The 23955-nt window shown below is 44.0% G+C and carries 15 protein-coding genes; 8 read left to right on the forward strand and 7 right to left on the reverse strand.

Annotated elements, in window-relative coordinates; all coding sequences use genetic code 11:
* Window positions 1–55: 55 nt before the first annotated feature.
* The 5 genes from AC1MCB_RS02210 (at window position 56) to AC1MCB_RS02230 (ending at window position 6998) form a co-directional block, all read left to right on the forward strand.
* The gene (locus tag AC1MCB_RS02210) at window positions 56–733 is read left to right on the forward strand and encodes a DUF305 domain-containing protein (RefSeq protein WP_479967115.1); all 678 of its coding nucleotides are present in this window, start codon (window positions 56–58) and stop codon (window positions 731–733) included.
* 233 nt (window positions 734–966) lie between these two features.
* The gene (locus AC1MCB_RS02215) at window positions 967–1749 is read left to right on the forward strand and encodes an N-formylglutamate amidohydrolase (RefSeq protein ID WP_479967116.1); all 783 of its coding nucleotides are present in this window, start codon (window positions 967–969) and stop codon (window positions 1747–1749) included.
* 2 nt (window positions 1750–1751) lie between these two features.
* Entirely contained in the window at window positions 1752–3581 is a 1830-nt protein-coding gene (locus tag AC1MCB_RS02220; RefSeq protein ID WP_479967117.1) for a peptidase MATCAP family protein, read from the forward strand.
* Between the two features lie 13 nt (window positions 3582–3594).
* A complete protein-coding gene (locus AC1MCB_RS02225) occupies window positions 3595–4635 on the forward strand; it encodes a glutathione synthetase (protein WP_479967118.1) in 1041 nt (346 codons plus the stop codon).
* A gap of 251 nt (window positions 4636–4886) precedes the next feature.
* Window positions 4887–6998: a discoidin domain-containing protein gene (locus AC1MCB_RS02230; RefSeq protein WP_479967119.1), complete on the forward strand. Its 2112-nt coding sequence runs from the start codon at window positions 4887–4889 to the stop codon at window positions 6996–6998.
* A 100-nt stretch (window positions 6999–7098) separates the two neighbouring features.
* Here the strand turns inward: AC1MCB_RS02230 and AC1MCB_RS02235 are convergent, their stop codons facing one another.
* The 7 genes from AC1MCB_RS02235 to AC1MCB_RS02265 all read right to left on the reverse strand — a co-directional run bounded on the left by AC1MCB_RS02235 (window position 7099) and on the right by AC1MCB_RS02265 (window position 20095).
* The gene (locus tag AC1MCB_RS02235; RefSeq protein WP_479967120.1) at window positions 7099–8421 is read right to left on the reverse strand and encodes a vanadium-dependent haloperoxidase; all 1323 of its coding nucleotides are present in this window, start codon (window positions 8419–8421) and stop codon (window positions 7099–7101) included.
* Window positions 8422–8426: 5 nt separating this feature from the next.
* Window positions 8427–11774, reverse strand: a complete 3348-nt coding sequence (locus AC1MCB_RS02240) for a VCBS repeat-containing protein (RefSeq protein ID WP_479967121.1) — start codon at window positions 11772–11774, stop codon at window positions 8427–8429.
* A 10-nt stretch (window positions 11775–11784) separates the two neighbouring features.
* On the reverse strand, window positions 11785–13107 hold the full coding sequence (locus AC1MCB_RS02245) for a cytochrome c (RefSeq protein WP_479967122.1): 1323 nt from the start codon (window positions 13105–13107) through the stop codon (window positions 11785–11787).
* Window positions 13108–13686 carry a redoxin domain-containing protein gene (locus tag AC1MCB_RS02250; RefSeq protein ID WP_479967123.1) on the reverse strand — a complete coding sequence of 193 codons (579 nt, stop codon included), beginning with the start codon at window positions 13684–13686 and terminating at the stop codon, window positions 13108–13110. It lies immediately after the preceding gene.
* Between the two features lie 117 nt (window positions 13687–13803).
* A complete protein-coding gene (locus tag AC1MCB_RS02255) occupies window positions 13804–15408 on the reverse strand; it encodes a SusD/RagB family nutrient-binding outer membrane lipoprotein (protein WP_479967124.1) in 1605 nt (534 codons plus the stop codon).
* 18 nt (window positions 15409–15426) lie between these two features.
* Window positions 15427–18795, reverse strand: coding sequence for a SusC/RagA family TonB-linked outer membrane protein (locus AC1MCB_RS02260; RefSeq protein ID WP_479967125.1), 3369 nt, complete (start codon window positions 18793–18795; stop codon window positions 15427–15429).
* A gap of 67 nt (window positions 18796–18862) precedes the next feature.
* Window positions 18863–20095: an ROK family protein gene (locus AC1MCB_RS02265; RefSeq protein WP_479967126.1), complete on the reverse strand. Its 1233-nt coding sequence runs from the start codon at window positions 20093–20095 to the stop codon at window positions 18863–18865.
* A 153-nt stretch (window positions 20096–20248) separates the two neighbouring features.
* Here AC1MCB_RS02265 and AC1MCB_RS02270 point away from each other — a divergent pair, with 153 nt between their 5' ends.
* The 3 genes from AC1MCB_RS02270 to AC1MCB_RS02280 are packed head-to-tail and all read left to right on the forward strand — an operon-like array spanning window position 20249 to window position 23953.
* A complete protein-coding gene (locus AC1MCB_RS02270; RefSeq protein ID WP_479967127.1) occupies window positions 20249–21691 on the forward strand; it encodes an alpha-L-fucosidase in 1443 nt (480 codons plus the stop codon).
* Between the two features lie 39 nt (window positions 21692–21730).
* Window positions 21731–22849 carry a carbohydrate-binding family 9-like protein gene (locus AC1MCB_RS02275; RefSeq protein WP_479967128.1) on the forward strand — a complete coding sequence of 373 codons (1119 nt, stop codon included), beginning with the start codon at window positions 21731–21733 and terminating at the stop codon, window positions 22847–22849.
* Between the two features lie 12 nt (window positions 22850–22861).
* Window positions 22862–23953 (forward strand): family 10 glycosylhydrolase, encoded by a 1092-nt coding sequence (locus AC1MCB_RS02280; RefSeq protein ID WP_479967129.1) that lies wholly within the window; start codon window positions 22862–22864, stop codon window positions 23951–23953.
* Window positions 23954–23955 lie beyond the last annotated feature (2 nt).

The following is a 23955-nucleotide window of genomic DNA, read 5'->3' on the forward strand; positions in this document are numbered from 1 at the left end:
TTGCCAATCATCCTTTGACCAGTTTCAAACAATCAATTGCCCCGGATGTATTATTATGATGAAAAAGACATTCCTGTTTTCCGTGGTTATTGGTTTGTCCGGCGGGCTATTTTCCTGCAACAACCCTGCGTCTGATCCCAATAATGAGAGTTCTGCTGTTCATGAGTCAATGGCGGCGGCAGGTGATACCGTTAACCAGCATACTACCGGGTTTACGACTGCTATGCATCAGATGATGAATGATATGCACCAGTTACCTATGACCGGTAATGTGGATAAAGATTTTGCTTTGATGATGAAAAGTCATCACCAGGGGGCTGTAGACATGGCTCAGTTTGAGATTAGCAACGGTAAAGACGATACCCTGAAAAAGCTGGCCGTGAAGATAGCTGAAGAGCAGAAGCGGGAAATTAAGCAGTTAGAAGTTCTGATAGCCGCATTGGATAAGGCTAAGAAGAATTATGATCCGAAGAAGAAAGAAGAAGGCTTCGCTAAGGTGATGAATGAAAATATGCGGATGATGATGGAAATGTCGAAGATGGATACCAGCATGGCGACTGACCATCAGTTTGTGGCCATGATGATACCGCATCACCAAAGTGCGGTTTTTATGTCTGAAGGATTTTTAAAACATGGAAAAGATCCTCAGCTGCTCGAGATGGCCAGGAAAATGATCACCAGTCAAAGAAAAGAAATTAACGCTTTTGAGGACTGGACGGATAAACATAAATAATAAATTAGGGGATTGTTCTGATTTTTGATAGCAACCCGGCAAACAAACTCAACTAAAGCAGTTCGAAATAATCCGCAAGCGAACGCCGGGAAGCACCTTCCCGAGTATTACTGAAGGAGGTTTGTCTCCCTGGATCTCATCGCTCTTTGATTGGGGAGCTAAGGTCCTCTTTGTATCCTCTAAAAACTATTAAGGCATAGTTTTAGTTATCCTGTGTTAAATCATTCCAAAAGGTGTCAGCAAATTATACTTTTATATCAGGGACTTCGCCGATTGTGGTGACCGCCATTCACGACGGACATCAAACCAGGACGGATTTGCACGATCTATTCAATTTAACTGATAGCGAAAGGTTAAGGGAAGAAGATCCTTTTACAGCGCGATGGTTAAATGTTTCTGATAACCGCATCACTGTGCATAATTCGCGCTTTGAAGTTGATGTGAACAGGCCAAAGGATAAGGCTGTCTATAAACTCCCTGAAGACGCGTGGGGTCTAAAGGTCTGGAACAATGATCTTCCTGATGATGTTGCGCTTGCTTCGCTGACAGTCTATGATGATTTTTATAAGGAGTGTGAACGCTACTTTGATGATCTGTTCACCCGACATAAAAACGTTATTGTGTTGGATATTCACTCTTATAATCACCGCCGTGACAGGAGGGATCTCGAAGCGAACCCTTTGGAGAATCCGGAAATAAATGTCGGGACGAAAAACATGGATCGCAAATTATGGGATCCTGTTGTATCCACCATAATAGAGCAGTTTAGTGAATTTGATTATAATGGCCGGAAACTGGACGTGCGTGAGAATGTGAAGTTTAAGGGCGGCTATTTTGGTCAGTGGTTATATGAGCGATACAACAAGAATATCTGCCCTGTAAGTATTGAGTTTAAAAAGTTTTTTATGGACGAATGGACAGGGAAGGCCTTTGAAAAAGATATGCTACTTATTGATCGAATGTTGCAATCATCGAAAGAGCCCTTACTGGCATCATTAGAAAGAATTCAAGTCTGACCATGGTGCTGGAAATCGAACTGGTAGAGTCTATTGGTCTTTCTTTCAAAAACGGAAAGAGCATTCGCAGGAATTTTCCAATGGGTAGCAAGTTGGTGATTGATCAGAAACTGCCGTACATCTGTGTTTACAGATTTAGCCAAACTCCCGATCCCTACATTTCATCGTTGTTAAAAACCCAGGGAGCTTATCTCATTGCAAATTGTGATCTGGACGTGAGTTCGCTGTTAAGACAGTTGATCGATGTCGCTATTGAGGATTTTAAGTCATACCTGATCATAGAGATCTGGAACAATGAAAATGTTCAGGGTCAAAAAAACATTCAGATCTGGCACCCCGGAGAAAAGATAACCGCAACTATTGAAGCACTTGAAAAAGGCTTTCATGAATTCAATGATCTGATGCCGGGAATCGAGGTCACGCGCGTAGACTCAAACCGCCGACATCCGGATAATCTGGAACCTCTTATTCCCCTGGATGAATTAAAGAAAACGGGTACTTTGCTTGTAGGCATTGCCATTCCGCCCTTATTCATCGATCCGGAGAGCCGCCTCGGCTACCCGTTGTTTTTCCGCAGGATCAGGAGGCAATTTGCCAGGGTGATTAAACTCGCGGCCTACGAATTTGTGCGGGTTCAGTCGGACAATAAGTTCGAGCACTATCTCACTCTTGGTAAAACGCGCTTAGACAATCTGGTCCGTTCGGCCGACAGGAGGATCTCGGATATTAGCGAAAGGATGGATTTCATCTTGCGTGTAACCCCTGTGAACAGCACAGAGGAGTGGGTCAAATTTAAAGAGAACAATTTTTCCAAGCTTCCAAATTTCTCTTATCGCCTGATTTCTATAGATCCAGAAGTAGAAAAGCGAAAACTCTTCAACATTCCAATCGAGAATATTGAACATCCCACACTTGCTTTTTTATTTCGCGATAAACGGATGGAGTTGGAAAAGCAGCTGATCATGCTCGAAGAAAGAGGCACCAAAGAGTTTCTTCACACGAGCCAGAGCGTATTTGGCGAAGTTGGCGTAGAGATATTAAATGCCGCCTCAAGTTTGTTAAATGATGAACTCCCTAACGAGCAGGCAGAACATACAAAAGTTAATGCCGTTGAGTTTGCAAGGGCTGCAGAAGCCGAGCTTAACAACTACAGGCCTTATTTTCCTTCGTTACCATTAACGGTTAAGATAAAGGATAACATTAGTGGTATTATGGTGTCGGGGGCCGAGCTACTGATCGGTAAACATCTTAACATCAGTGAGCGACGGGTAAATCCACTCATTCAACATGAGGTGGGTACCCACATATTGACCTATTGTAACGGTCATGCACAACCCCTGGACCTAATGTATGCGGGTTTTGCAGGGTACGAGCAGCTACAGGAGGGAATTGCGGTGCTTTCGGAATACCTGGTCGGTGGGCTGGATGTTAACCGTCTTAAACTGCTGGCAGCAAGAGTGATAGCGGTTGATACACTCGTTAATGGCGCCGATTTTATTGAAACGTTTAATATCCTCACGCAGCAGTATGATTTTAAAAGTCAGACTGCTTTCCACATTAGCATGCGGGTGCACCGTGGGGGAGGCTATACAAAGGATGCAATTTATTTAAAAGGCCTCGTAGAGCTGCTTAGCTATTTGCAAGAGGGGGGAAGCCTGGCATCTCTGTACGGCGGAAAATTCGCATTAAAGCACCTACCGCTGATTGAAGAGCTTACGCATCTCCGGATCCTTCAACTACCGCGTTTGCCGGCCTTTCTCAGTACTTCAGCAGCGATTGAGAAGATTGAAAAGATAAAAAAGGGATTAACATTAAAGGACCTCGTTAACTAATATAAATCAATACATGAAAATCGCTTTCGTCATTAACGACATTAAAACAGAAAAGGCCAACTTTACAACAATCTATCTGGCTTTAACCGCTCATAAAAGGGGCCATAAAGTATATATAATAGGAGTAGGTGATCTTGGATATTCTCCAGACGGTCATATGCAGGCGCGGGCCCGCACCCCAGGTGATCATACCTTCAAAAGTAATGAGACGTTTTTTAAAGCACTCGAAAGCTCAGAGCCGGTTAGATTAAGTTCGGCAGATCTGGATGTACTATACCTTCGAAACGATCCTTCAGAAGATATTAATAATAGAAACTGGGCGCAAAATGCACCGTATATTTTTGGGCAAATTGCCATGCGCGACGGGGTGATCGTTTTAAACCATCCGGAAAGTCTTTCTAATGCAATCAATAAGATGTATTTCCAGCACTTCCCGGAAATACTGAGACCGCGAACTATTATTACCCGTGAGATTAAGGAAATAGAGGAGTTTTTTGAAGAGCAGAAGCAGCAAATTATTCTAAAGCCTTTGCAGGGATCGGGTGGTAAGAACGTTTTTATAGTAGATAAAAATTCAAAGGCTAACATGAACCAGATCATTGAAGCCATCTCCAACGATGGTTTTGTAATCGCTCAGGAGTATTTACCAAAGGCTAAAGATGGCGACACACGATTTTTTCTGATGAACGGATTGCCTTTGGAAATAAACGGCAAATATGCTGCTATGCGCCGGGTTAACAAGGAGGGTGATATTAGAAGCAACATTCATGCGGGAGGTAAAGGAGTTTTGGCAGAAGTGGACCAGGAGATGCTGGACCTTGTGCAGATCCTGAAGCCTAAACTGGTTCAGGATGGTATGTTCCTGGTAGGAGTGGATATTGTGGGTGATAAGCTAATGGAAGTGAATGTATTTAGTCCGGGAGCCTTGAATATGATATCCGGAATGAATGACGTGGACTTTGGTTCAGCAGTTATAAAGTCGATTGAAAACAAGGTACTCTACAAGCAAACCTATGGTCAGTATGTTGACAACATAACTCTGGCGACTCTGTAAGTGTTTAAGTTAAACCATATCTATGCTGTTCGGGGGCAAAATCGTTTATTAGTCAGGCAATTTCATATAATCAGATATTCGAAAAAATCCGTTCTTTGCTATCATGTGATTAACAGTCTTTATTAAAATTATCATTTCCAGAGCTTTAGCGACAGAGTTGAGCGCTTCCAACGGGTATAATTAACTGCCAGTCATGCTGCTCAAAAAGATGAAAAGCCGGTTAATCAAATTTAGAACGTAAATTCTTTGCCATGTTTCGTAGTGCATTTCTCAGATCCGGTTTATTATTATTTTTACTTGCTTGCGGTATATCAGCAGCAGGCCAGTCAAAGAAAGTAACTGCACCCGCTCCCTACGGTGCACTACCTAGCCCGGCACAAGTCAAGTGGCAGCAGTTGGAATATTATATGTTCATCCACTTTGGTCCTAATACATTTACAGATAAGGAATGGGGGCATGGCGATGAAGATCCAAAGGTGTTTAATCCTACTAGCCTGGATGCAAGGCAGTGGGCACGAACAGCAAAGGCTGCAGGCATGAAAGCTATTATTATTACTGCCAAACATCATGACGGGTTCAGTCTCTGGCCCAGTAAATACAGTACACATACAGTTCGCGAAAGCGCATGGAAAGATGGTAAGGGAGACGTATTAAAGGAGCTGGCAGCCGCTTGTAAAGAATATGGTCTGAAGCTGGGTATGTATCTATCACCATGGGACAGAAACCACCCAAAGTATGGAACTCCGGAGTATAATGAGATTTTTGCAAAAACCTTAGAGGAAGTGCATACACAGTATGGCGATATCTTTGAACAGTGGTTTGATGGAGCAAATGGGGAAGGACCAAACGGGAAGGTGCAGGAGTACGACTGGAAGTTGTTCAACGGTACAGTTTTCAAACATCACCCGAATGCGATCATTTTCAGTGACATAGGGCCGGGATGCCGCTGGAATGGAAATGAGAATGGTTATGCGGGAGAAACTAATTGGAGTACGCTCAATACTGAAGGATTTGGAGTGGGGAAAGATGCACCCAAGCAACAAGTATTGAATCAGGGTAATAGAAACGGGAGCAAGTGGATTCCTGCGGAAGCTGATGTTTCCATACGTCCGGGATGGTTTTACAGTCCTTCGACAGACGATAAAGTGAAATCACTGCTCGAACTATCAAAAATCTACAATGCTTCAGTCGGACGGAATGCCAACCTGCTGCTGAATGTTCCGGTTGATCGTCGCGGCCTGATCCATAAGAATGACTCATTGCGTTTAATGGAATTCAGAAAGCTAATAGATGAAAGTTTTAAGACGAACATTGCATTAAATAAAACAGCATCAGCAAATAAGGTACGGGGTGGCAATAAGTTGTTTGCTGCCTCAAATCTAACGGATGGCAAGTTCGATACGTATTGGACCACTGATGATGAAGTAAAAACAGGATCGTTTACTCTTGATCTTGGTAAACAGGTTGAGATCAACAGGATCGTTCTACAGGAGTATATTCCGTTAGGCCAACGGGTAGCTTCATTCACTGTTGAGGTTTGGGACGGAAGTAAGTTCCGCGAGATTGACCGTCAGACAACTATTGGCTATAAACGTATACTCACTTTCCCGGCACTTAAAACATCGAAAGTTCGTGTAAATATTCTGGAAGCCGACGCTTGTCCGGTAATATCCGAACTGCAAGTTTTCAGAGCTCCTGAGTTGCTTAGCTCACCGGTTATAACAAGGGACAAAAACGGTAGTGTCTCAATATCGGCTGACAATAATGACCCTGTTATTACTTTTACCACAGACGGTTCGGAGCCAACATATAATTCCACCAGATTTACACAAAGTTTCGCGATGGTAAGTGCTGGTACGATAAAGGCTAAATCATTTGTAGATAACGGAGCAAAGGCTAGTGAAACAGTTCAGGCTGATTTTGATATCGCACCCAGAAAATGGAAAGTAATATCTGCCGACAGAGGAGTGAATGGCTTTGAAGCATCTAAGGCTATTGACGGGAATGAGAAAACTTTATGGGTGACTAGTTGGACCGATAGTGCCAGTAAATATCCCCATGAAATTGCTGTTGATCTTGGAGAGAAATTGTCATTGAAAGGCTTTTCTTATACTCCGCGGAAGGATGACAACACCAGCGGAATAATTTATAGATACAACTTTTATATAAGTGATGATGGAAATCAGTGGACGCAAGTGTTGAATAACTCTGCTTTCGGCAACATCAAAAATAATCCGATAAAACAGGAGGTGAAGTTTGATAAGGCTTATTCCACACAATTTATTAAACTGGAAGCCCTATCAGCGGCTAATGAAAAGGAATACTGGATATCTGCGGGAGAAATAGGCGTTATCACTAAATAAAGTATTATGCACCCGATTTGAAGTATGCGGTGTTGGAGTTTATTGGCTTAGGTCAATATTCTGAGTATTTTTATGTTTAGCCTGATTTTAAAATTTACAGCTATTGCAATGAGTTGATTTTCAACTTAGCCAGAATAAACTCTCCTAAGGCTTTTCCTTGAGTTTGACCATTGACGATGGCTTCACGATAATGAATTCCCCCGTATAGTCTGCTGATAGCAGCTTCATTAGCTGCTTCATTGAATGAATTGAACTTACGCACTGGTAAACCGTAATCGATTTCCGTACTATCATTGAACGTGAAATGATCACCCAGCAGGGCAGTTAATATCGAGGCGGCTGCGGTTGATGCTACGCTATGGCCACTTGGATATTCGGGGAATGGTGGAGTTTGAAGGATGGGCTTCCAGCCTTCGTCTATATGCGAGTTAATGAAGGTCTCGGGTCTAATGTAGTTACTTCGATATTTTTCGTCCCAGCAGCTTATAAATGCGTCAAATAAGGCGATTGAAGTATAGGTGTAAGCAGCGGAAGCCACCATTAGGCCCACATTCTTACTGCGGGTAGCAATTCCTGCGATGGATAGCCAATGAGCACCGGGAGAAATTTTCTTTGTGGCGAAGTTTAAATGGCCTCTGGTATTCAAGTAGAATGGATTGCAGTCCCAGAAGTTCGCAATCAGGAGTTGATCATGAGTGATATTTTTAACGGAAAGATAAACTTCATTTGCCGTTTTATAGAAGTCGCTATTTTTGTCAGTGCTGTACGGAACAGGAGGCAGAGGCTTGAACTGATCTGGGGTGTTCATGATCAGGGGCTTTATTTTATTCCAGTTGGGTTCTACTGCGGCCATGTAGCCCGGGGGAGTAGGGTGCCAGTTCCCTTCTTTTTTTATATAGGAGTAGCGTCTCATTCTCCGCGTTTCGCGATAATTGTCCTTCAGCGAAAAGGAGATCACCGAGTCGGCAACAGTCTGCCCATAAATGAGAGAGTTTTGTACTATTTCTTTCGGATAGCCTCTTGATTCATACCATTGCAGAATACTTGCGGTGCTGTCCCTGATCATATCTTCGGAAAAGACCAGCTTGCTCGCTACCTTTAAATAAGCAACGGTGGCAGATAGTGAATAACTCAGGTTATTGCTGTCGGCAGGCTTTGGGATCTTACCGAATCCCGGAATCACCTCACTTAGTGAGTGGAATTTTACGTTCTGGCTCGCTTGAATTTCATACGCAGCGATATTTGCATAAGCAAAGATGCGACTTGCGACAGGGGGAGAGAAAACATCATGCACTATGACATCGGAAACCGCTTTTTGGGATCTGTGCAGAGCAGTTGCATCTGTTTCATATTTTTTCCACTGCGCCGCCGCCGGTAAAGAATAGGACAGGATCAAAAACAGTAGTACTTTAAATATTCTCATTGAGTTCAATAATCTAAAACCTGAACCAGGTCATCGTTCTTGACAATTACGATTTTCTTCCTGCCTGACTTGTCGTTTATGCCGATCATCCCGCGCACATCGCCTGGTACATATAAATTGCTTTCATTTGCAGACACAGGCTTATAGCCCCCTGACTTTTCTCCCTTCAGCATTAAACCAAGCGAGGCATCGGCTCTACCGGCTTGTACCCGGTATGGATAGAAATTCCCGGCAAGTAACATGTCGTTAATACCATCCTTGTTAAAATCATCAGTCAACACACCGTAAATGCTTGAGAATTGCGCCTCTATAGGCAGAGCCTTAAACTTAAAATTGCCTTTGCCGTCATTTTCAAAAATCCCTGAAGCAAGCTCAATGCAATAAACCTTTTTAGCATCTTCCAGCTGTTGCTTTGTAAAAAGCTGATCAATCGTGACGTCAGCATAATCCGCGTACTTGACGAAACGTTTACGCATCTGCACGATCTGATCAAGCAACTCATCGCGCGAAGCATATGGATAGTTTTTCCCCTGGATATAATACGTAAGTATCGGGTCGATTGAACCATCATTGTTAAAGTCAGCTGCATATATAGTCATAGGCTCCTGGTGGGTGGTTTTGTGCTGACTATTAAGCCCAGCATTTCCAGCGATAAAATCCATCGAACCATCGCCATTGATATCTATCGGGACTAGCGCTGACCAAAGTCCATCCGTGTTCTTCAGGCCAGAACTTTCAGAGATGTCGGTAAATTTACCACCACCGTTTTTGAAGATCTTAACAGGCATCCAGTGCCCTGCAATAATCAGCTCCGGAAATCCATCTTTCTGGAGATCCACCCAAAATGCAGAGGTAACCATTCCCGGGTTTAACAGGCCGGGAGCCAATTCTTCTGTAACATCCGTGAATTTCACCTCATTATTTTTGCTATCATTTCTAAGCAGCCAGCTTCGTGATGAAAGCGGGAAAGAGCCGGGTAACCCCATGCCTCCGATAAAGATGTCAATGTCGCCGTCGTGATCGAAGTCACCGGTAGCGATGCCCTGCTTACTGTTTAACATTGCGGGCAAAACATTCTCAGCCTTTGTGAAATTACCTTTGCCATCGCCAATATAGAGCCTGTCCTGGTATTCGGGAGCTCCGTTGTCATATTCATTGCCACCGCTAACGACCCAGAGGTCCTGGTTCTTGTCGCCATTGGCGTCGAAGAAAATGGCGTTTACATCTTCAGAAGCTGCATCTTTTTCCCAGGGGTATACAGGGGAGGCTTCAAAGCTACCGTCAGCTTTTGACAGGAATAGTTGTCCTGTCTGGCCGAGAGCACCTCCTACAAACACATCGGTAAAACCATCACCATTCACATCTGCCTTTGCTAAAGCCGGCCCCATCTTCGACAGCTGGTAAGGCATCAGCGGCTCTCCTTTGAAATCAATGAAATCGTTTTCGGTATGTTTAAATTTTAAGCCGGCTGCTTCAGTGATATCTTTAAAAAGGGGAACAGGTTTGGTGTCAGCTTCCGCGTTTTGGGCAGCCTCGCTTTCTTTTAATGTGAGTAGCTGACCAGGAGTGACAGTTTCTATCACCGTCTGTTTCCCGTTCGGCCAGGCAACCTTTATCGACTTAACAGTTTCATTCCCTAATCCAAAGAGCAGCAACGGATCTACACTTGACTGATACCCTTTCACAACGTATTTTTCCTGGTATTGTATACCGGACGAGGTTTCGAGGTATACTTTTGCCCCAAAAGCTGAAGTATTCATACCGATGCCGACGAGATTAATCCGGAGGCTTTTGGCTCTAATTTGATCCGAATTGTTCCGATAAACCATCACCGGTTCGTTGATGTTGTTGATGATCAGGTCAAGATCACCATCATTATCAAGATCGGCATACACTGCGCTGTTCGAGACCGCTGGCTGGGCAATTCCCCAATTCTTACTTTTGTCTGTGAAAGTGAGGCTGCCACTATTTTTAAAAATGTAATTACTCAGTTTATTTGAAGGCATCTTTTTAACCAGGTCGAAGGTCTTAAACTTAACTGTACCTGATTTTAATGCTTCAGACTGGGCATTCGCAACCGTGTATTTTAAGAAATCCATATCAGTAAAATCCCTCAGGTAGCCATTGGAGACAAAAAGATCCTTCCATCCGTCATTATCGAAGTCTGCAAGGAGCGCCGCCCAGCTCCAGTCGGTATTAGAGATTCCGGCAAGTTGTCCGATCTCACTGAAATAGGGGGTACCCAAAGGAGATATTCCGCGATTCAGCTGCAGCATATTTCGCATTTGCTGATGATAATACCCGCTGTCTATCAGCAGGTTATAAGTATCATACTCATCAGGGCCTTTTAGCATCTTCTGGCGGTGGTTATCTTCGGGCAGCATATCAAGAGTGATGATATCAGCCAGTCCATCGTTATTATAGTCAGCGATGTCAGCCCCCATGGAGAATTTCGATGTATGACCCATTGAACCTTTAATGCTTTCTTTGAAGGTGCCATTCTTGTTATTTAGATAAAGGTAATCCTGCTCGGTGTAATCACTTGTCGTAAAAATATCCGGCCAACCGTCTTTATTCAAATCACTTATGGTTACGCTCAGCCCGAAATTCAGGGCGTTGTTGACGATTCCCGCCCGGGTGGTGACATCTATAAAAAATGATTTACCATCCTTGACATCATGACGAAACAGACGGTTGCCAAATCTCTCGCTGAAAGTGCTGCGTACCTTGCGGGTGTTCAAGAGCGGATTATACGTATGATTGGAGTGGTTAAGCAGGAACATGTCCAGGTCACCGTCCCGGTCATAGTCGAAAAAGGCGGCTTGTGTTGACTGGCTGCCGGGTGCATCAAGGCCGTACTCCTTCGCCATCTCTTTAAATACGGGCCGCCCGTTCTTTAAACCCTGGTGGATAAATAATTCGTTAACCAATTTTGATTGAACATATTTCCCGGAATGACAAACATAAATATCTGGTAACCCGTCCCCATTAACATCGGCTATACTTACACCTGTCGCCCATGTTCCATTACCTTTGACATCTGCTTTCGACGTAGCGTCCTCGAACCTGAAACCGCCCTTGTTTAAATAAAGTTTATAAGAACCGGTGTTAGATGAAAAAAAAATATCTGTCAGCCCGTCGTTGTTAAAATCAGCAACTCCAAGGCCGTTGCCATTGTACAGGTACTCATAATTCATTACATGTAAACTGTCATTCTCTTCCAGTTTGTTGATAAATTGTATTCCGGTTTCTTTCCCCGGCAGCAAAGTAAAGAGAGGGTCTCCGGGCGTTTGCGCAGATGCGAAACCGGTCATCAGACTAATAACTGAAAGTATAAGAAATATTTTATTCATTTTGGCAGCATCAATCTGAAAGGTCTATATTTTCGTCACCTTCCTGGTACGGTAAAAAAACCATCAGCAGGGTCATCATTTCATCTGTTGATTTCATATCGTTTGCTGAAAAAACCATTCGGGGAGGATTAAAAGGATTATCAGGATTACTTGATGTGTTGTCATAGGTTCCTTCGATCGTAAGGATTGATCCCATGGGTATTTTCACCAGCTTTTTAAACTTATATATTTCCTGCCACCTAAAGTCCCAGTCGGGGATGTGAACAAGCTTTATGGTATCACCGGCAGGTGTCACTGCAAATGCCTTAAATTCTTTGCCCAAGTAGTGCATGTGCGGCCATACATACATTAACGACTGGTCTTTTGGGGTTGTGATTTTTAGATGGAATTTAGAGATTGAATCGGGAAGAAGGACGAAGTATGGGGTGATCTCTTTTTCACCGATACCGGCTGATCCAAGACTGATCACACCGACCTTACGTTTGATCGGCGTCTTTTTGAAGAACAGGTTTACCCCCGAAATATCTTCTTCATCTTTGCCAACCGGAGCATAATGCACCGTTAGCAACATGACACCTCTTTCGGGCATTACCCAGCCAAACGCATTTGGATATGATTCATAACTAGCTCCCGGAATCCAGCCGGCATAGTAAGTCATTTCCTTTTTATAAGGAAGATATTGATCGTATTTCCTGCGGTCATCGTCCGTTAGGTTAATGTGGTCTATAGTTGTATACAAATTAATAGAAGTATCAGGGACGGGATGAAAGCCATAGTTTACATGGTGAATGACTTTCTTATTAGAACTGGTAAATTCTATTGCTTCAACATTTTCTTCCTGACCAAGTTCAAAAGGTATTTTAAAAACAATGAACCGTTCCTTGTTATCACCCTTAACTAAAAATGGCTTATCCATTTTCAGAACGAGATCTGGCTTTCGGGGATACTGTGTGCCGGGTAGATATTTCGCTAATATATTTTGATCTTGCTTGCCGGATTTGCCTTTTGGCATTTTATCATCTACCCATTTGGCAATAGTTTTAATCTGGTCAGTGGTTAAGGATCTATCATTTTGAAAAGTGGAATAATGATTATCCGGTTTCCAGGGGGGCATATATCTGCTTTGAGTTACTTTTTTGACAAAGCTTCCCTTTTTGACTACGTCTTCATAGGTTATTAGCGGAAACGGAGCCGCCTCGCCCGGCCGGTGACATGGTGTACACTTCGTATGAATAATAGATGCGACGTCTTTGTAAAATGTGACGGTCTGGGCTTGTAACTCTGTTTTCTGAGCAATAATAAAAACAGACAGGAGTAAGAGTAGCTTCTTCATTTAAATATCATTGATCAGACAGCCTACCGGCTCTGTATGGCTCACGGTGATCTGCCTCCCGCTTTCGTAACTGCTAATGGCCTCTTCCAGGTAATGATTTGTGACTACCTGGCGCTTTTTGCCCAGGGACACCGCCCAGTTATCAATAAGACCGTTATAAAGGATTATACCTCGTTGATTCATTAGAACTACCTCCGGGGTGACCTTTGCTTTCAGGTAAGAGGAAAGTTGTTTTAAGGGGTCGGAGAGAAGGGGAAAAACGAGGCGATAATCTTTTCCATAGTCGTTAATTTCTTTTGATGAATAACCTTTACCGGGGAAAATTCCAAAGAAGTTAATCCCGGGATGCTTTTTAGCGATTGCATTTAATACGGGTGCATAGTTTTTACTCAAAGGGCAATCGGGCGATAAGAATATTAAGACTGCAGGTTTTTCTAGGGGTAATGAGAAAGGTTTATTATCTGTTGTTCGTAGCTTAATAGCCTGTATCATCTTCGGTGATGCGGTCTTGAGGATCTGCGCATTTACCGGATACCACACGAAACAAATAAAACACAGGAACAACCATTTACTTTTCATATTCGATATGCAAAATACTCTTATAAAAGTATTAAATCCTGATGTTCATTTCAATAAAAAAACGAAGCTCCCGGCATTTGCCGGGAGTTCGTCACTAATCATTAACTAAACTAACCATTATTTTTTATCCCACCACACTCTTCCAAACGGATCATTCGGTCCCTGACCAAAGTCAGGATTCTGAGCCATTTGAGTAAGCGCTGCCTGCTGATTTTGAAAGTTCAGATTGGAAGAACTCAGCAGGTTTATTCCAGCTCTTCTGTTAAGCTCAAGGTTACCACCGTTAGCTCTTAAAGGCGACCAAGCCAGCACAGAGGTTGTGTTAGGAAAACCTGTGCGTTTCCACCAGGCCCACGCCTCTAAAGGCTGGCGATAGAAATCCAGGTAAGCCTGAACACCGATCTGCTGAGCTGCTATAGCCGGATCAAATTTAACACCTGCCATATTGTAGTAAGCATCAATCTCAGCCGTGGTAACTGGAGCGTAATTAGAGATCTTTGCGGCAATAGCCCGGTCATTGTAATACTGTACTGACGCATATACTCCTTTGCGATACCACTCTTCTGTATTGTCAGCAGTAACGCCTCTGGCGGCCATGTCAGCTCTGATAAAGCAATATTCAGCATAGGTCAGAAAAGGATAGAACCCTGATCCGGTGCCCACTCCGTTTCCATCATTCTCATTATAATTTGGTGTGAACAGACGGTGCTGTAGCTGCGACATGTTGTTGATCGATGTATATAATGGGGCATTTTGCGGAGCCTTCGCATCATCAGGGCTGGTAAAACTACCTACATAGTTACCTGCGGAATTCGGCCTGTAGTAGATTCTTAACCTCGGATCGCTTTTGGCAAGCATGAAATCAACCACCGGTTTTCCGGCAACAAAGGTAGATGGGTTAAAGTTACCGTTTGCATCTGCAAAACTTGGCCCAACTTTAACATCCCATGAATCCTGGATATCTGACATCTGAACGTTGTCGGCCAGAACTTCAGTTGCGATAGACTTCAGTTTAGCAGGATCGACTTTGATCATCCTGAGAGCGACTTTTAAGCGCAATGCATTAGCAAGTTTGGTCCATTTAACGACATCACCTTTATAGAATGGGTCATTATTACCAAGGTTCACCTGAGTAGCGGCAGGCGTAGCTTTTAATGCGGCTACTGATGCTTTCAGCTCCTGGTCAACCAGGCTGAAAACCTCCTGCTGAGTGTCATATTTAGGAGTAACAGTTCCTCCATAGCGTGCCTGGAAGGCTTCGCTATAGGGGATACTTCCGTTGATGTCACTAACGTAAAAGCCATAGTAGGAAAGAAGGATCTGAGTGATAGCCCGTAGCTGAGATCTTGAAGCTTTTTCAGCTTCCGGCATCGCGTCGATGTTCTTGATTCCATCAACCAATGCGGGACCAATATCACCGTAGAAACGACCGTACCGGGTGTTAAACTGCGAGCCTACGTTATTGAAATTCAATCCGTTACCGGCTGCTGGCGTAGCATACTGCATCCATAAGTTTGAAGCACGGTACACATCTGCAAAGTACTCAAAGTCGATAACAGTATAGGTAGCCGCTCTCAAAAACTGATCTTCAGGACTGATTGAATACAGTGTCTCCGGATTCAGGTTTGCCTCGACGAATGCCTCTTTCTTACAGGAAACACCTGTAAGCAGGATCGCAAGCAGAGCGAGAATATATTTTGAATAATTTTTTCTATTCTTCATGTTGATAATATTTAATGATTAAAATCCTGCCTGAATGTTAAATCCCAGACTTCTTACGTAAGGCCAGCCACCGTATTCGGCGAAAGCGCCCGCACGGTTACTGAATATACCCTCAGGATTGATCCCGTCTTTAGCGGTTTTATACAGATATCCTAAATTTCTGCCAGTCAGAGCGACTCTCAAGTTATTAATTTTAAGATTCTGCACTAATTTAGAAGGAAGGCTGTAACCTATAGACACTTCTCTTACCGCAACCCATGAATTTTCGAATGTTGAATATTCTCTGATTCCGCTTGACCATTGTGAAAGATTCTCATAGTAAGCATAAGCAGGAATTGGTTTCAATAATCCTTGCTGAACTGCATCCGCATAGGTCATTCCTCCTAAATCAACCGACTGACCTGCAGAATTCTGAGCTGACAAGCCATCATTCAATACACCGTCAGGTATGATACCATCATCATGACTTACGCCTGCATTATCCACATATGTTACACCACCTGAAGCAGCATCACGTCCGAACAATGAATTTGCCAGTGATCCGTTAGCAGAACCGTACTGGTGAGTGCCGGAAGCCATCAGACCGCCAACTTTGGCATCCACCTGAAAACTGAGGTTTAGATTTTTATAGCTTACCGCCTGCGTAGTGCTTGCCAGGAATTTCTCCATCATGGTGCCCAATTCTTTACGTTCACCATTGTAATCACCTGATCTCACGAATGTGTAATAGCCACCTGTAGTTCCGTAACCGGTATTACCTAAAACTCTCATCCCATTGTTTGGATGACTAACAGGATTTCCGCTAGCATCTTTTTTCTGGTAGTTAGAGTAGCCGTAGCTAGTAACCAGCGTTCCGTATTCTCCGCCCACTTTTGCAACCGAAGCAATGTCATTACCAAAGGCAAGGTCTAGCTCGTAGGTGTCGACTCCCGGTGTCAGGGCAATGATTTTATTCTTATTACGGGTAAAGTTGATGGTGGAAGTCCAGTTGAAATTCTTGGTCTGTACTGGGGTGGCAGTCATCAGGATCTCGATCCCCTGATTTTGAATATCACCGGCATTTAGTGACTGAGCGTTAACACCGGATTCGGAAGGCAAGCTAAAGCTCAGGATCTGGTTAGTTGAATTTCTTCTGTACCATGAAACGTCAAATCCTAAACGATTATTTAAGAAACGGAGATCTGTACCAATTTCAATCTCGCGCGTAAGCTGATTTTTCAGATTCATGTTTCTTAATAGGTGGTCAGAAAAGCCATATATGGACTGATTTCCGCCCGACGCATTGTTGAAACTACCATTCAGGTTGTAATAGCCGTCCCTGTTGGTCAATTGTGGTTGTGCATCCAAACCTGTATAAGCCAGGGCTGCTCTTAATTTAGCAAAAGATATCACGTTGCTGTTTTTAAGGGCTGGCAATTCACTGGCGACAAATGCAAGACCTACACTTGGGTAAAAGTAGGAGTAATCTCCGCTGCCATCCTTGTATGTCAATGATGAAGACCAGTCATTACGACCGCTGTAATTCAGCGTCAGCATGTTTTTCCAGGTAAAATCACCATAAGCATACAGTGCATCTGTTCTCCGTCCCGGGTTGGGGAAAGCCCTGGTAATCGCAGGATTAACAGAATTCGATATAGCAAAAACACCCGGAATTTTGAATCCGCCTGTAGTGTATGATTCATTATAATAGCCTGAACCGTTCACATTAAACTGGTATGTCTCTCCCCCTACAGATAGGGTAGCTTCGATGTCGTCTGTTAGTTTCCGATTAGCGTTTAACAAACCTTGTACACGGTATGACCTGTTGGTTGATTGCGTGATCTGGTAGTCACCGCCCTGAAAGTTAATTCCGCGACCCAGCTTTCTGCGCTCATAATTAGTGCCGGATGAATTGGTGTTGGCTTTTACCAAAGCAGACAGCCATGGGGTAAGTTGGAAATTCACGTCAAGGTTTGCCAGCAGGTTGTTCTCTTTTTGAGATCTTTTATCTTCAAAAAAGTCAAATGCCCAGCTTCCCAGACGATATGGATCATAAAGATCTGCTTCGCTTGAGCTAAGTGCACCACCAGTTACTGGGTTGATGTAATTCTGTGTGTAGTAAGTGATGTCAGCATTTCTCGGCATGTAGTACGTAAACGCAAACAGCGGATTGTTGCGGCTTCCCTGACGACCCGGATTTAACGAATTAGAAAGCGTGTAGTTAACGCTGGCATCAAGGGAGATAGATTTGGATACCTTTTGAGTAGCGCGGATAGCAAACGTATTTCTCTTAAGCTCATTGCCCGGAAGAATACTTGGGTTATCCAGATTAGTGTACGATAAACGGAACGTCGTGTTGTCGCTGGCTCCCTCTACTGCTACGTTGGTATTAATGAATTTCCCGGTTTCAAAGAAGTCAAGCGGGTTGTTAGCAGACCATGGTCTCATTTTTCCGTCCAGGTCTTTTACCATCCGGCCGTCGAAACGAGGACCAAATGAATAACCGCCCTGGTTGATGTTGGCAATGTTTGATACCATATCAACTCCAGCTGCATCTTTTTCAAATACCGGTGAAATACCACCGCCATATTCATTCTGGAAATTAACCAGTTTATACGGATCGTCAAAAGAAGATGTTTGGGCAATGCTTACACCTAAGCCATTGGTGGTCTTTCCTTTTTTCGTGCTGATTAACAGTACACCGTTCTGAGCTTTTGATCCGTAAAGAGCGGACGCAGCAGCACCTTTTAATACGGAGATACTTTCATAATCATCAGGATTAAGATTTTTCAGGGTATTGCCAAAGTCGGCATTGTCTCCCCATGAATCAGCACCCGTGGTACCCGGCTCGATCAAAACTCCGTCAAGCACCACCAAAGGCTGTGTGTTGCTTCCCAGGGATGCATTTCCACGAATTCTGATCTTAGAAGATGATTGAGGTCCGCTGGCGCCCTGATTGATCATCACACCGGCTACTTTACCCTGCAATGAGTTCACGATGTTTGCACTGTTGGCCCGGGTAAGTTCTTCGCCCTTAACTTCTGTAACAGAAGATGACAATTTTCTTTTTTCGGTTGCCTGGCCGAATCCCGTGATGACTACCTCACTCAGAAGTTCTGTGTCTTCTGCGAGGGTAACGTTGATAGTGCTGCTACTTCCAACAGGTACCTCTTTCGTGGTATAACCGACGTAGGTAAAGCGGAGGGTTGCATTAGCAGCAACAGTGATACTGAAAGTGCCATTCGCCTGGGTCTGCACACCGTTAGTTGTACCTTTTTCAAGGATACTCACTCCGGGTAGTGCCTCACCCTTAGCGTCTTTAACAGTTCCGGTGATGGTTTGCCGGACCTGAGCATATCCCAGGGTCCACCCGAGGATAAGTAAAAAAACAAGTAGTGTTCTTTTCATGATTTCTGATTAGTTAAGCTGGGTTGTTGCATTGGGTTATTTATTTTAAGTGTGTACTAATGGTAGTTTAAACTGTAGCTTCTGTTTTCGGGTTTGATTTTCCTACATATTCCATGACCAGCGCAGCCGACCCGATGAGGGCTGCATCTGAACCTAACTGAGATATTTGTAGTTCTGTACTTTCGGCTAAGCGAGGAATAGCATATTTATGCAAGGACTGTTGGATGGAGGCCGACAGAATCTTCCCAACAACAGCGCCTCTGCCACTCAGGATGATGGCCGATGGATTGAGTATATGTATTAATACAGCCAGGCCTTTTCCGATGGCATAACCCGCCTGCGAAAGAAGCTCAATAGCAAACTGATCACCTTTATTCGCCGCTTCCATCACCAGGTCGCCGGGTAATTTAGAATGGTCGTTCAGCTCATGCTGAAGGCTGGATACGCGGCCTTCCTTTATTCCTTCAATTGCCCGTTTGGCAACAACTACAAGGGAAGCCTCTGTTTCCAGACACCCTCTTTTTCCGCAGCTACACAAATGGCCTTCATTCGACGTCGGTATGTGACTGAATTCTCCGGCAAATCCACTATGTCCCCGGAAGATCTCCCCATTCAGGATCATCCCAAGCCCAATGCCCCAGGCAACGTTGATGACCATGACGTTCTGTTTAGACCTTGCTTTTCCAAACTTGAGTTCTGCCAGGGCTATAAGGCAGGAGTCATTATCTATATAAACCGGCAGATCGATCTTTTCGGAGATATGTTTTTGCAGGCTCTGCCCGCCAGCATCCAAAAATGAATAGTTAATTCCTTTCTTGACATTGACAAAACCGGGCATGCTGATTCCAACACCGATAATATTTTCTTTTTGAAATCCAGACTTTTGGATGAAGGTATTTATGAGTTTGACTAGTCGGGGTAACGCGGTCGAATTATTAAGCTCCAGTTCGATCATTTCAATATCAGAAACCTGGTTATGCATCAGGTCATAGATGACAATTCGCGTAGAAAGCTGATCCATTGCCACGGCGACAATTAGTTTCTCGTGCGGACGAAGTGAATACATGACCGGGCGACGGCCACCACTGGACGGCCCCTGGCCAACTTCGGTGATGTATTTATCAGAGATTAACTCATTAATGGACTTAGCAACAATAGGAAGGCTTTTTTTAATACGCACACTCAGATCGGCACATGACAAAACTTTATCAAAATAAAGCTCCTTTAAAATTCGCTGTTTTAACCGATCAGACTTTATCTGAGCTGTCCCTTTTTCTGAATCGTTATCGGCGTTATACAATAGAAAAGTTATTAATTGTTTTCTAAATATAGATGCACTTTTTTAAATAACAGCAAACTTTTTAAAAAAAATTAAAAAGTAACCTGTTCTATTTATAATTGCTAATATTACATTACACATAAACGAAGAAGTATCTAAGTCTAAAATAATGCTATGAAGTCACTAAAAGCCGTTCTCCTGACTGTTACTTTGCTTATAGGTATGGCAAAAAATCAATCAACAGCACAACCAAATGTCCACGGTCAATCTTCCACTTACGAATGGCCCAAAGATCCCGCGGTAAGAGAGAAGCTCGATAAATGGCAGGACCAAAAGTTTGGGATGATCATTCATTGGGGTGTTTATGCAGTACCGGGAATGATCGAGTCGTGGGCTTTATGCTCCGAAGACTGGATTGATCGGGATAGTTCAATGACCTATCCGCAGTTTAAGGATTGGTACTGGGGGTTGAGTGAAAAATTTAACCCGGTCAACTTCAACCCCGAGCAATGGGCCAAGGCAGGCAAGGATGCTGGGATGCGCTATATGGTATTTACCACCAAGCATCACGACGGTTTTAATATGTTTGATACAAAACAGACAGACTATAGTATTGCTAAGGGACCTTTTAAGGATAACCCACGAGCGGACATAGCTAAATATGTGTTTGATGCTTTCCGAAAGCAAGACTTTATGATCGGAGCATACTTTTCTAAACCTGACTGGCATTCCAAAGACTTCTGGTGGCCTAAGTATGCAACACCTAACCGGAATGTCAACTATGATATTCGCAAACACCCTGAACGCTGGAATAGGTTTAAAGCTTTTACTTTTAACCAGATTAGCGAATTGATGAATAATTATGGTTCGGTTGATATCTTATGGTTAGACGGCGGCTGGGTGAGGCCTAAAGAAACGGTAAATGAGGAAGTTCTTGCATGGGGAGCTCCGATCCCTGAGTTCAGCCAGGAAGTTGATATGCCGAAGATCGCTGAGATGGCAAGAAAGGCACAACCCGGCATCCTTATGGTTGACCGTACCGTACACGGACCCTATGAAAATTACCAGACGCCTGAACAAAAAATCCCTGAAAAGCAGCTTGAATATCCCTGGGAAAGCTGTATGACACTAGGTGGAGCCTGGGGATTTGTTCCCAACGATCAGTATAAATCAGCCGCAAAGGTTATTCATTCTTTAATCGAAGTGACCGCGAAGGGCGGAAGCCTGCTTCTTGGTGTTGGACCGAAACCAGACGGCACCCTGCCACCGGTAGTGATCACCCGGCTTGAAGAAATCGGCGAATGGTTAAGTATAAATGCTGAAGCCATATATAGTACACGCGCAACAAAGCAATATCAGAGCGGCAATACTTGGTTTACACAGAGCAAGGATGGAAAAACTAAGTATGCGCTGGTTTGTTTGCCGGAGGGTAAATCCGTATCAAAGATTATCGAATGGGAAGGAAACCTGCCTGCAAAGGGGAGTAAGGTCACCCTTCTTCAGAATGGAAAAACAATGAAGTGGCAGAAGGATGGTGAAAAGGTAAGAGTATGGCTGCCTGCAGATATTGCTAACAAAAAGCTACCTGCATTAGCTTTTTCGATTACAGCAATGTAGAACTTAATTTGTTATTTGCCGCAGATCAAAATTTCCCTGATGCGATATATTTATACCCCTTTCAGCCTATCAAAGCTCATCATTATTATAGTGATTCTAATCTTGGCTCTGCCATCGCCGGGCAGAAGTCAGACTTCCTTTTTGGGCCTTGAACCCCTTTTTATTACGCCTAAGAGTTATACAACACTTTTTGCGGCGGTCCCACCCGTTCTTGACGGTGAGATTAAAGACAAGGTCTGGGAAAAGGCGGTGTGGACTGATCTGTTTGAAGATATTGAAGGCGACAAGAAGCCTAAGCCTGCTCATAGTACCAGGGTCAAAATGCTTTGGGATAAGTCATTTCTTTACATCGCCGCAGAGCTCGAAGAACCACATATTTGGGGCGGTCTCAAAAACCATGACGACATTATCTATTATGACAATGACTTTGAAGTTTTTATCGACCCCGACAACAATGCCCACGATTATTTCGAGATCGAGGTTAATGCACTGAATACGCTCCTCGACCTTTTTATTCCAAAACCCTATCGCAACGGCGGTTCCGTGCTGATGAGCTGGAATGCACCCGGATTAGTATCAAAAGTGAAGATCAACGGAACCCTTAACAATCCGTCTGACCTCGATTCATCATGGACGGTGGAGATGGCCATCCCGTTCAAAGCGCTGTCGATCGGTAACCACGTGAAGATTCCCCGTGAAGGCGACTTCTGGCGTGTGAACTTTTCACGGGTGCAATGGGATACGGAAATACAAGCTGGCGTCTACACAAAGAAGCAGGATGGCAAAGGAAAAACTCTTCCAGAGCGCAATTGGGTCTGGTCGCCGCAAGGAGTAGTTAATATGCATTACCCGGAGCGCTGGGGCTATTTAAACTTTACGATGAAAGATCCGGGAAGTAGCAATTCGTCCTTTCAGCTTCCTGTTTCTGAAAAGATCAGGAGCTACCTATGGCTGGTTTATTATCGACAAAAGGAATTTCGAAGAAAGAACAATTTCTATGCTTCTTCCTTAGCACAGTTAGGAATTGATCCAAAGATTATAGTAGAGAACACCATGCATACCCTACAGATGAAGTCTGCTGGAAACCAGTTCAGGGCCAGTATCAATTCAGAAGATAAACAAACGTTAAGTATTGACCATGACGGTCACGTTCAATAATCAACACGACTTATGACAAGCAGAAGAAACTTTGTAAAAACCAGTCTGATCGCCGGTGTGTCCGCATCGGTCCTGCCCCTGACGGGTAATGCCATGATCGCACAAAATAAGGAATCTGGCCACTGGAAACACTGGGTCTGGGTGAACCCCGATTCGAAGGATAGCGCGGTAGATCTGGAGACCCGGTATAAACAATATCACCGAGCTGGTATCCGGGGAATATTCTTCGAGGCCGACAGCGAAAAGCATTTCCGTGCAGCAAAAGCACAGAAACTCGAAGCACATCGCTGGATGTGGACCACCAATAGGGGCGAGAAATCATTGCTTCAGGCACATCCGGAATGGTATGCAGTAAACCGCAAGGGAGAATCCTGTTCGGATAAACCACCCTACGTTAACTATTACCGCTGGCTGTGTCCCTCACGCCCGGAAGTTCACCAATACCTCGCCGACGACGTAAAAAACATCCTAAGCAAAGACTATGTCGACGGCATTCATTTGGACTATGTACGCTTCTGCGATGTGATCCTCCCAGTGAATCTTTGGGCAAACTATAAGATCGAGCAGACCCGCGAACTGCCTGAATACGATTACTGCTACTGCGAAGTTTGCCAGGCTAAATTCAAGGAATGGCGTGGAAAGGATATCAAAGCGGTCGAATTTCCTGAAGCTGACCTTTCCTGGCGCTTGTTCCGTTACAACGCCATTACCTCCCTTGTGAACCAGCTATCGGAAGTTGCCCGGAGCCATAAGAAACAAATTACAGCCGCCGTATTTCCCACTCCTGAAGTAGCAAAGCGTAATGTCCGCCAGGATTGGGTGAACTGGAATCTTACCGGGATCTGTCCAATGATCTATCATGGTTTCTACAAGGAACCGGTAGCCTGGATTGGCGATGCAGTTGCCGAAGGTGTTAAAGCGCTCGACGGCCGTTTTCCATTGTATGCCGGTATCTACCTTCCTGATTTTAAAGACACCAAAGAAATACAGGCTGGTATGGAATACGCGCTTCGTAATGGCGCTAAGGGCATATCCCTGTTCGGAGATGTATCCCCAGATGTACTAAAGGCGCTGGAAACCGCTTCTGTAAATATTAAATCTTAATT

Source organism: Daejeonella sp. AP26, from assembly GCF_056680515.1.

Excerpts from the sequence above, each read along its gene's own strand:
- AC1MCB_RS02280 (WP_479967129.1), top strand. The coding sequence starts at position 22,862 with ATGACAAGCAGAAGAAACTTTGTAAAAACCAGTCTGATCGCCGGTGTG.
- AC1MCB_RS02260 (WP_479967125.1), bottom strand. The coding sequence starts at position 18,795 with ATGAAAAGAACACTACTTGTTTTTTTACTTATCCTCGGGTGGACCCTG.
- AC1MCB_RS02255 (WP_479967124.1), bottom strand. The coding sequence starts at position 15,408 with ATGAAGAATAGAAAAAATTATTCAAAATATATTCTCGCTCTGCTTGCG.
- AC1MCB_RS02220 (WP_479967117.1), top strand. The coding sequence starts at position 1,752 with ATGGTGCTGGAAATCGAACTGGTAGAGTCTATTGGTCTTTCTTTCAAA.
- AC1MCB_RS02230 (WP_479967119.1), top strand. The coding sequence starts at position 4,887 with ATGTTTCGTAGTGCATTTCTCAGATCCGGTTTATTATTATTTTTACTT.
- AC1MCB_RS02225 (WP_479967118.1), top strand. The coding sequence starts at position 3,595 with ATGAAAATCGCTTTCGTCATTAACGACATTAAAACAGAAAAGGCCAAC.
- AC1MCB_RS02270 (WP_479967127.1), top strand. The coding sequence starts at position 20,249 with ATGAAGTCACTAAAAGCCGTTCTCCTGACTGTTACTTTGCTTATAGGT.
- AC1MCB_RS02210 (WP_479967115.1), top strand. The coding sequence starts at position 56 with ATGATGAAAAAGACATTCCTGTTTTCCGTGGTTATTGGTTTGTCCGGC.
- AC1MCB_RS02235 (WP_479967120.1), bottom strand. The coding sequence starts at position 8,421 with ATGAGAATATTTAAAGTACTACTGTTTTTGATCCTGTCCTATTCTTTA.
- AC1MCB_RS02275 (WP_479967128.1), top strand. The coding sequence starts at position 21,731 with ATGCGATATATTTATACCCCTTTCAGCCTATCAAAGCTCATCATTATT.
- AC1MCB_RS02250 (WP_479967123.1), bottom strand. The coding sequence starts at position 13,686 with ATGAAAAGTAAATGGTTGTTCCTGTGTTTTATTTGTTTCGTGTGGTAT.
- AC1MCB_RS02240 (WP_479967121.1), bottom strand. The coding sequence starts at position 11,774 with ATGAATAAAATATTTCTTATACTTTCAGTTATTAGTCTGATGACCGGT.
- AC1MCB_RS02245 (WP_479967122.1), bottom strand. The coding sequence starts at position 13,107 with ATGAAGAAGCTACTCTTACTCCTGTCTGTTTTTATTATTGCTCAGAAA.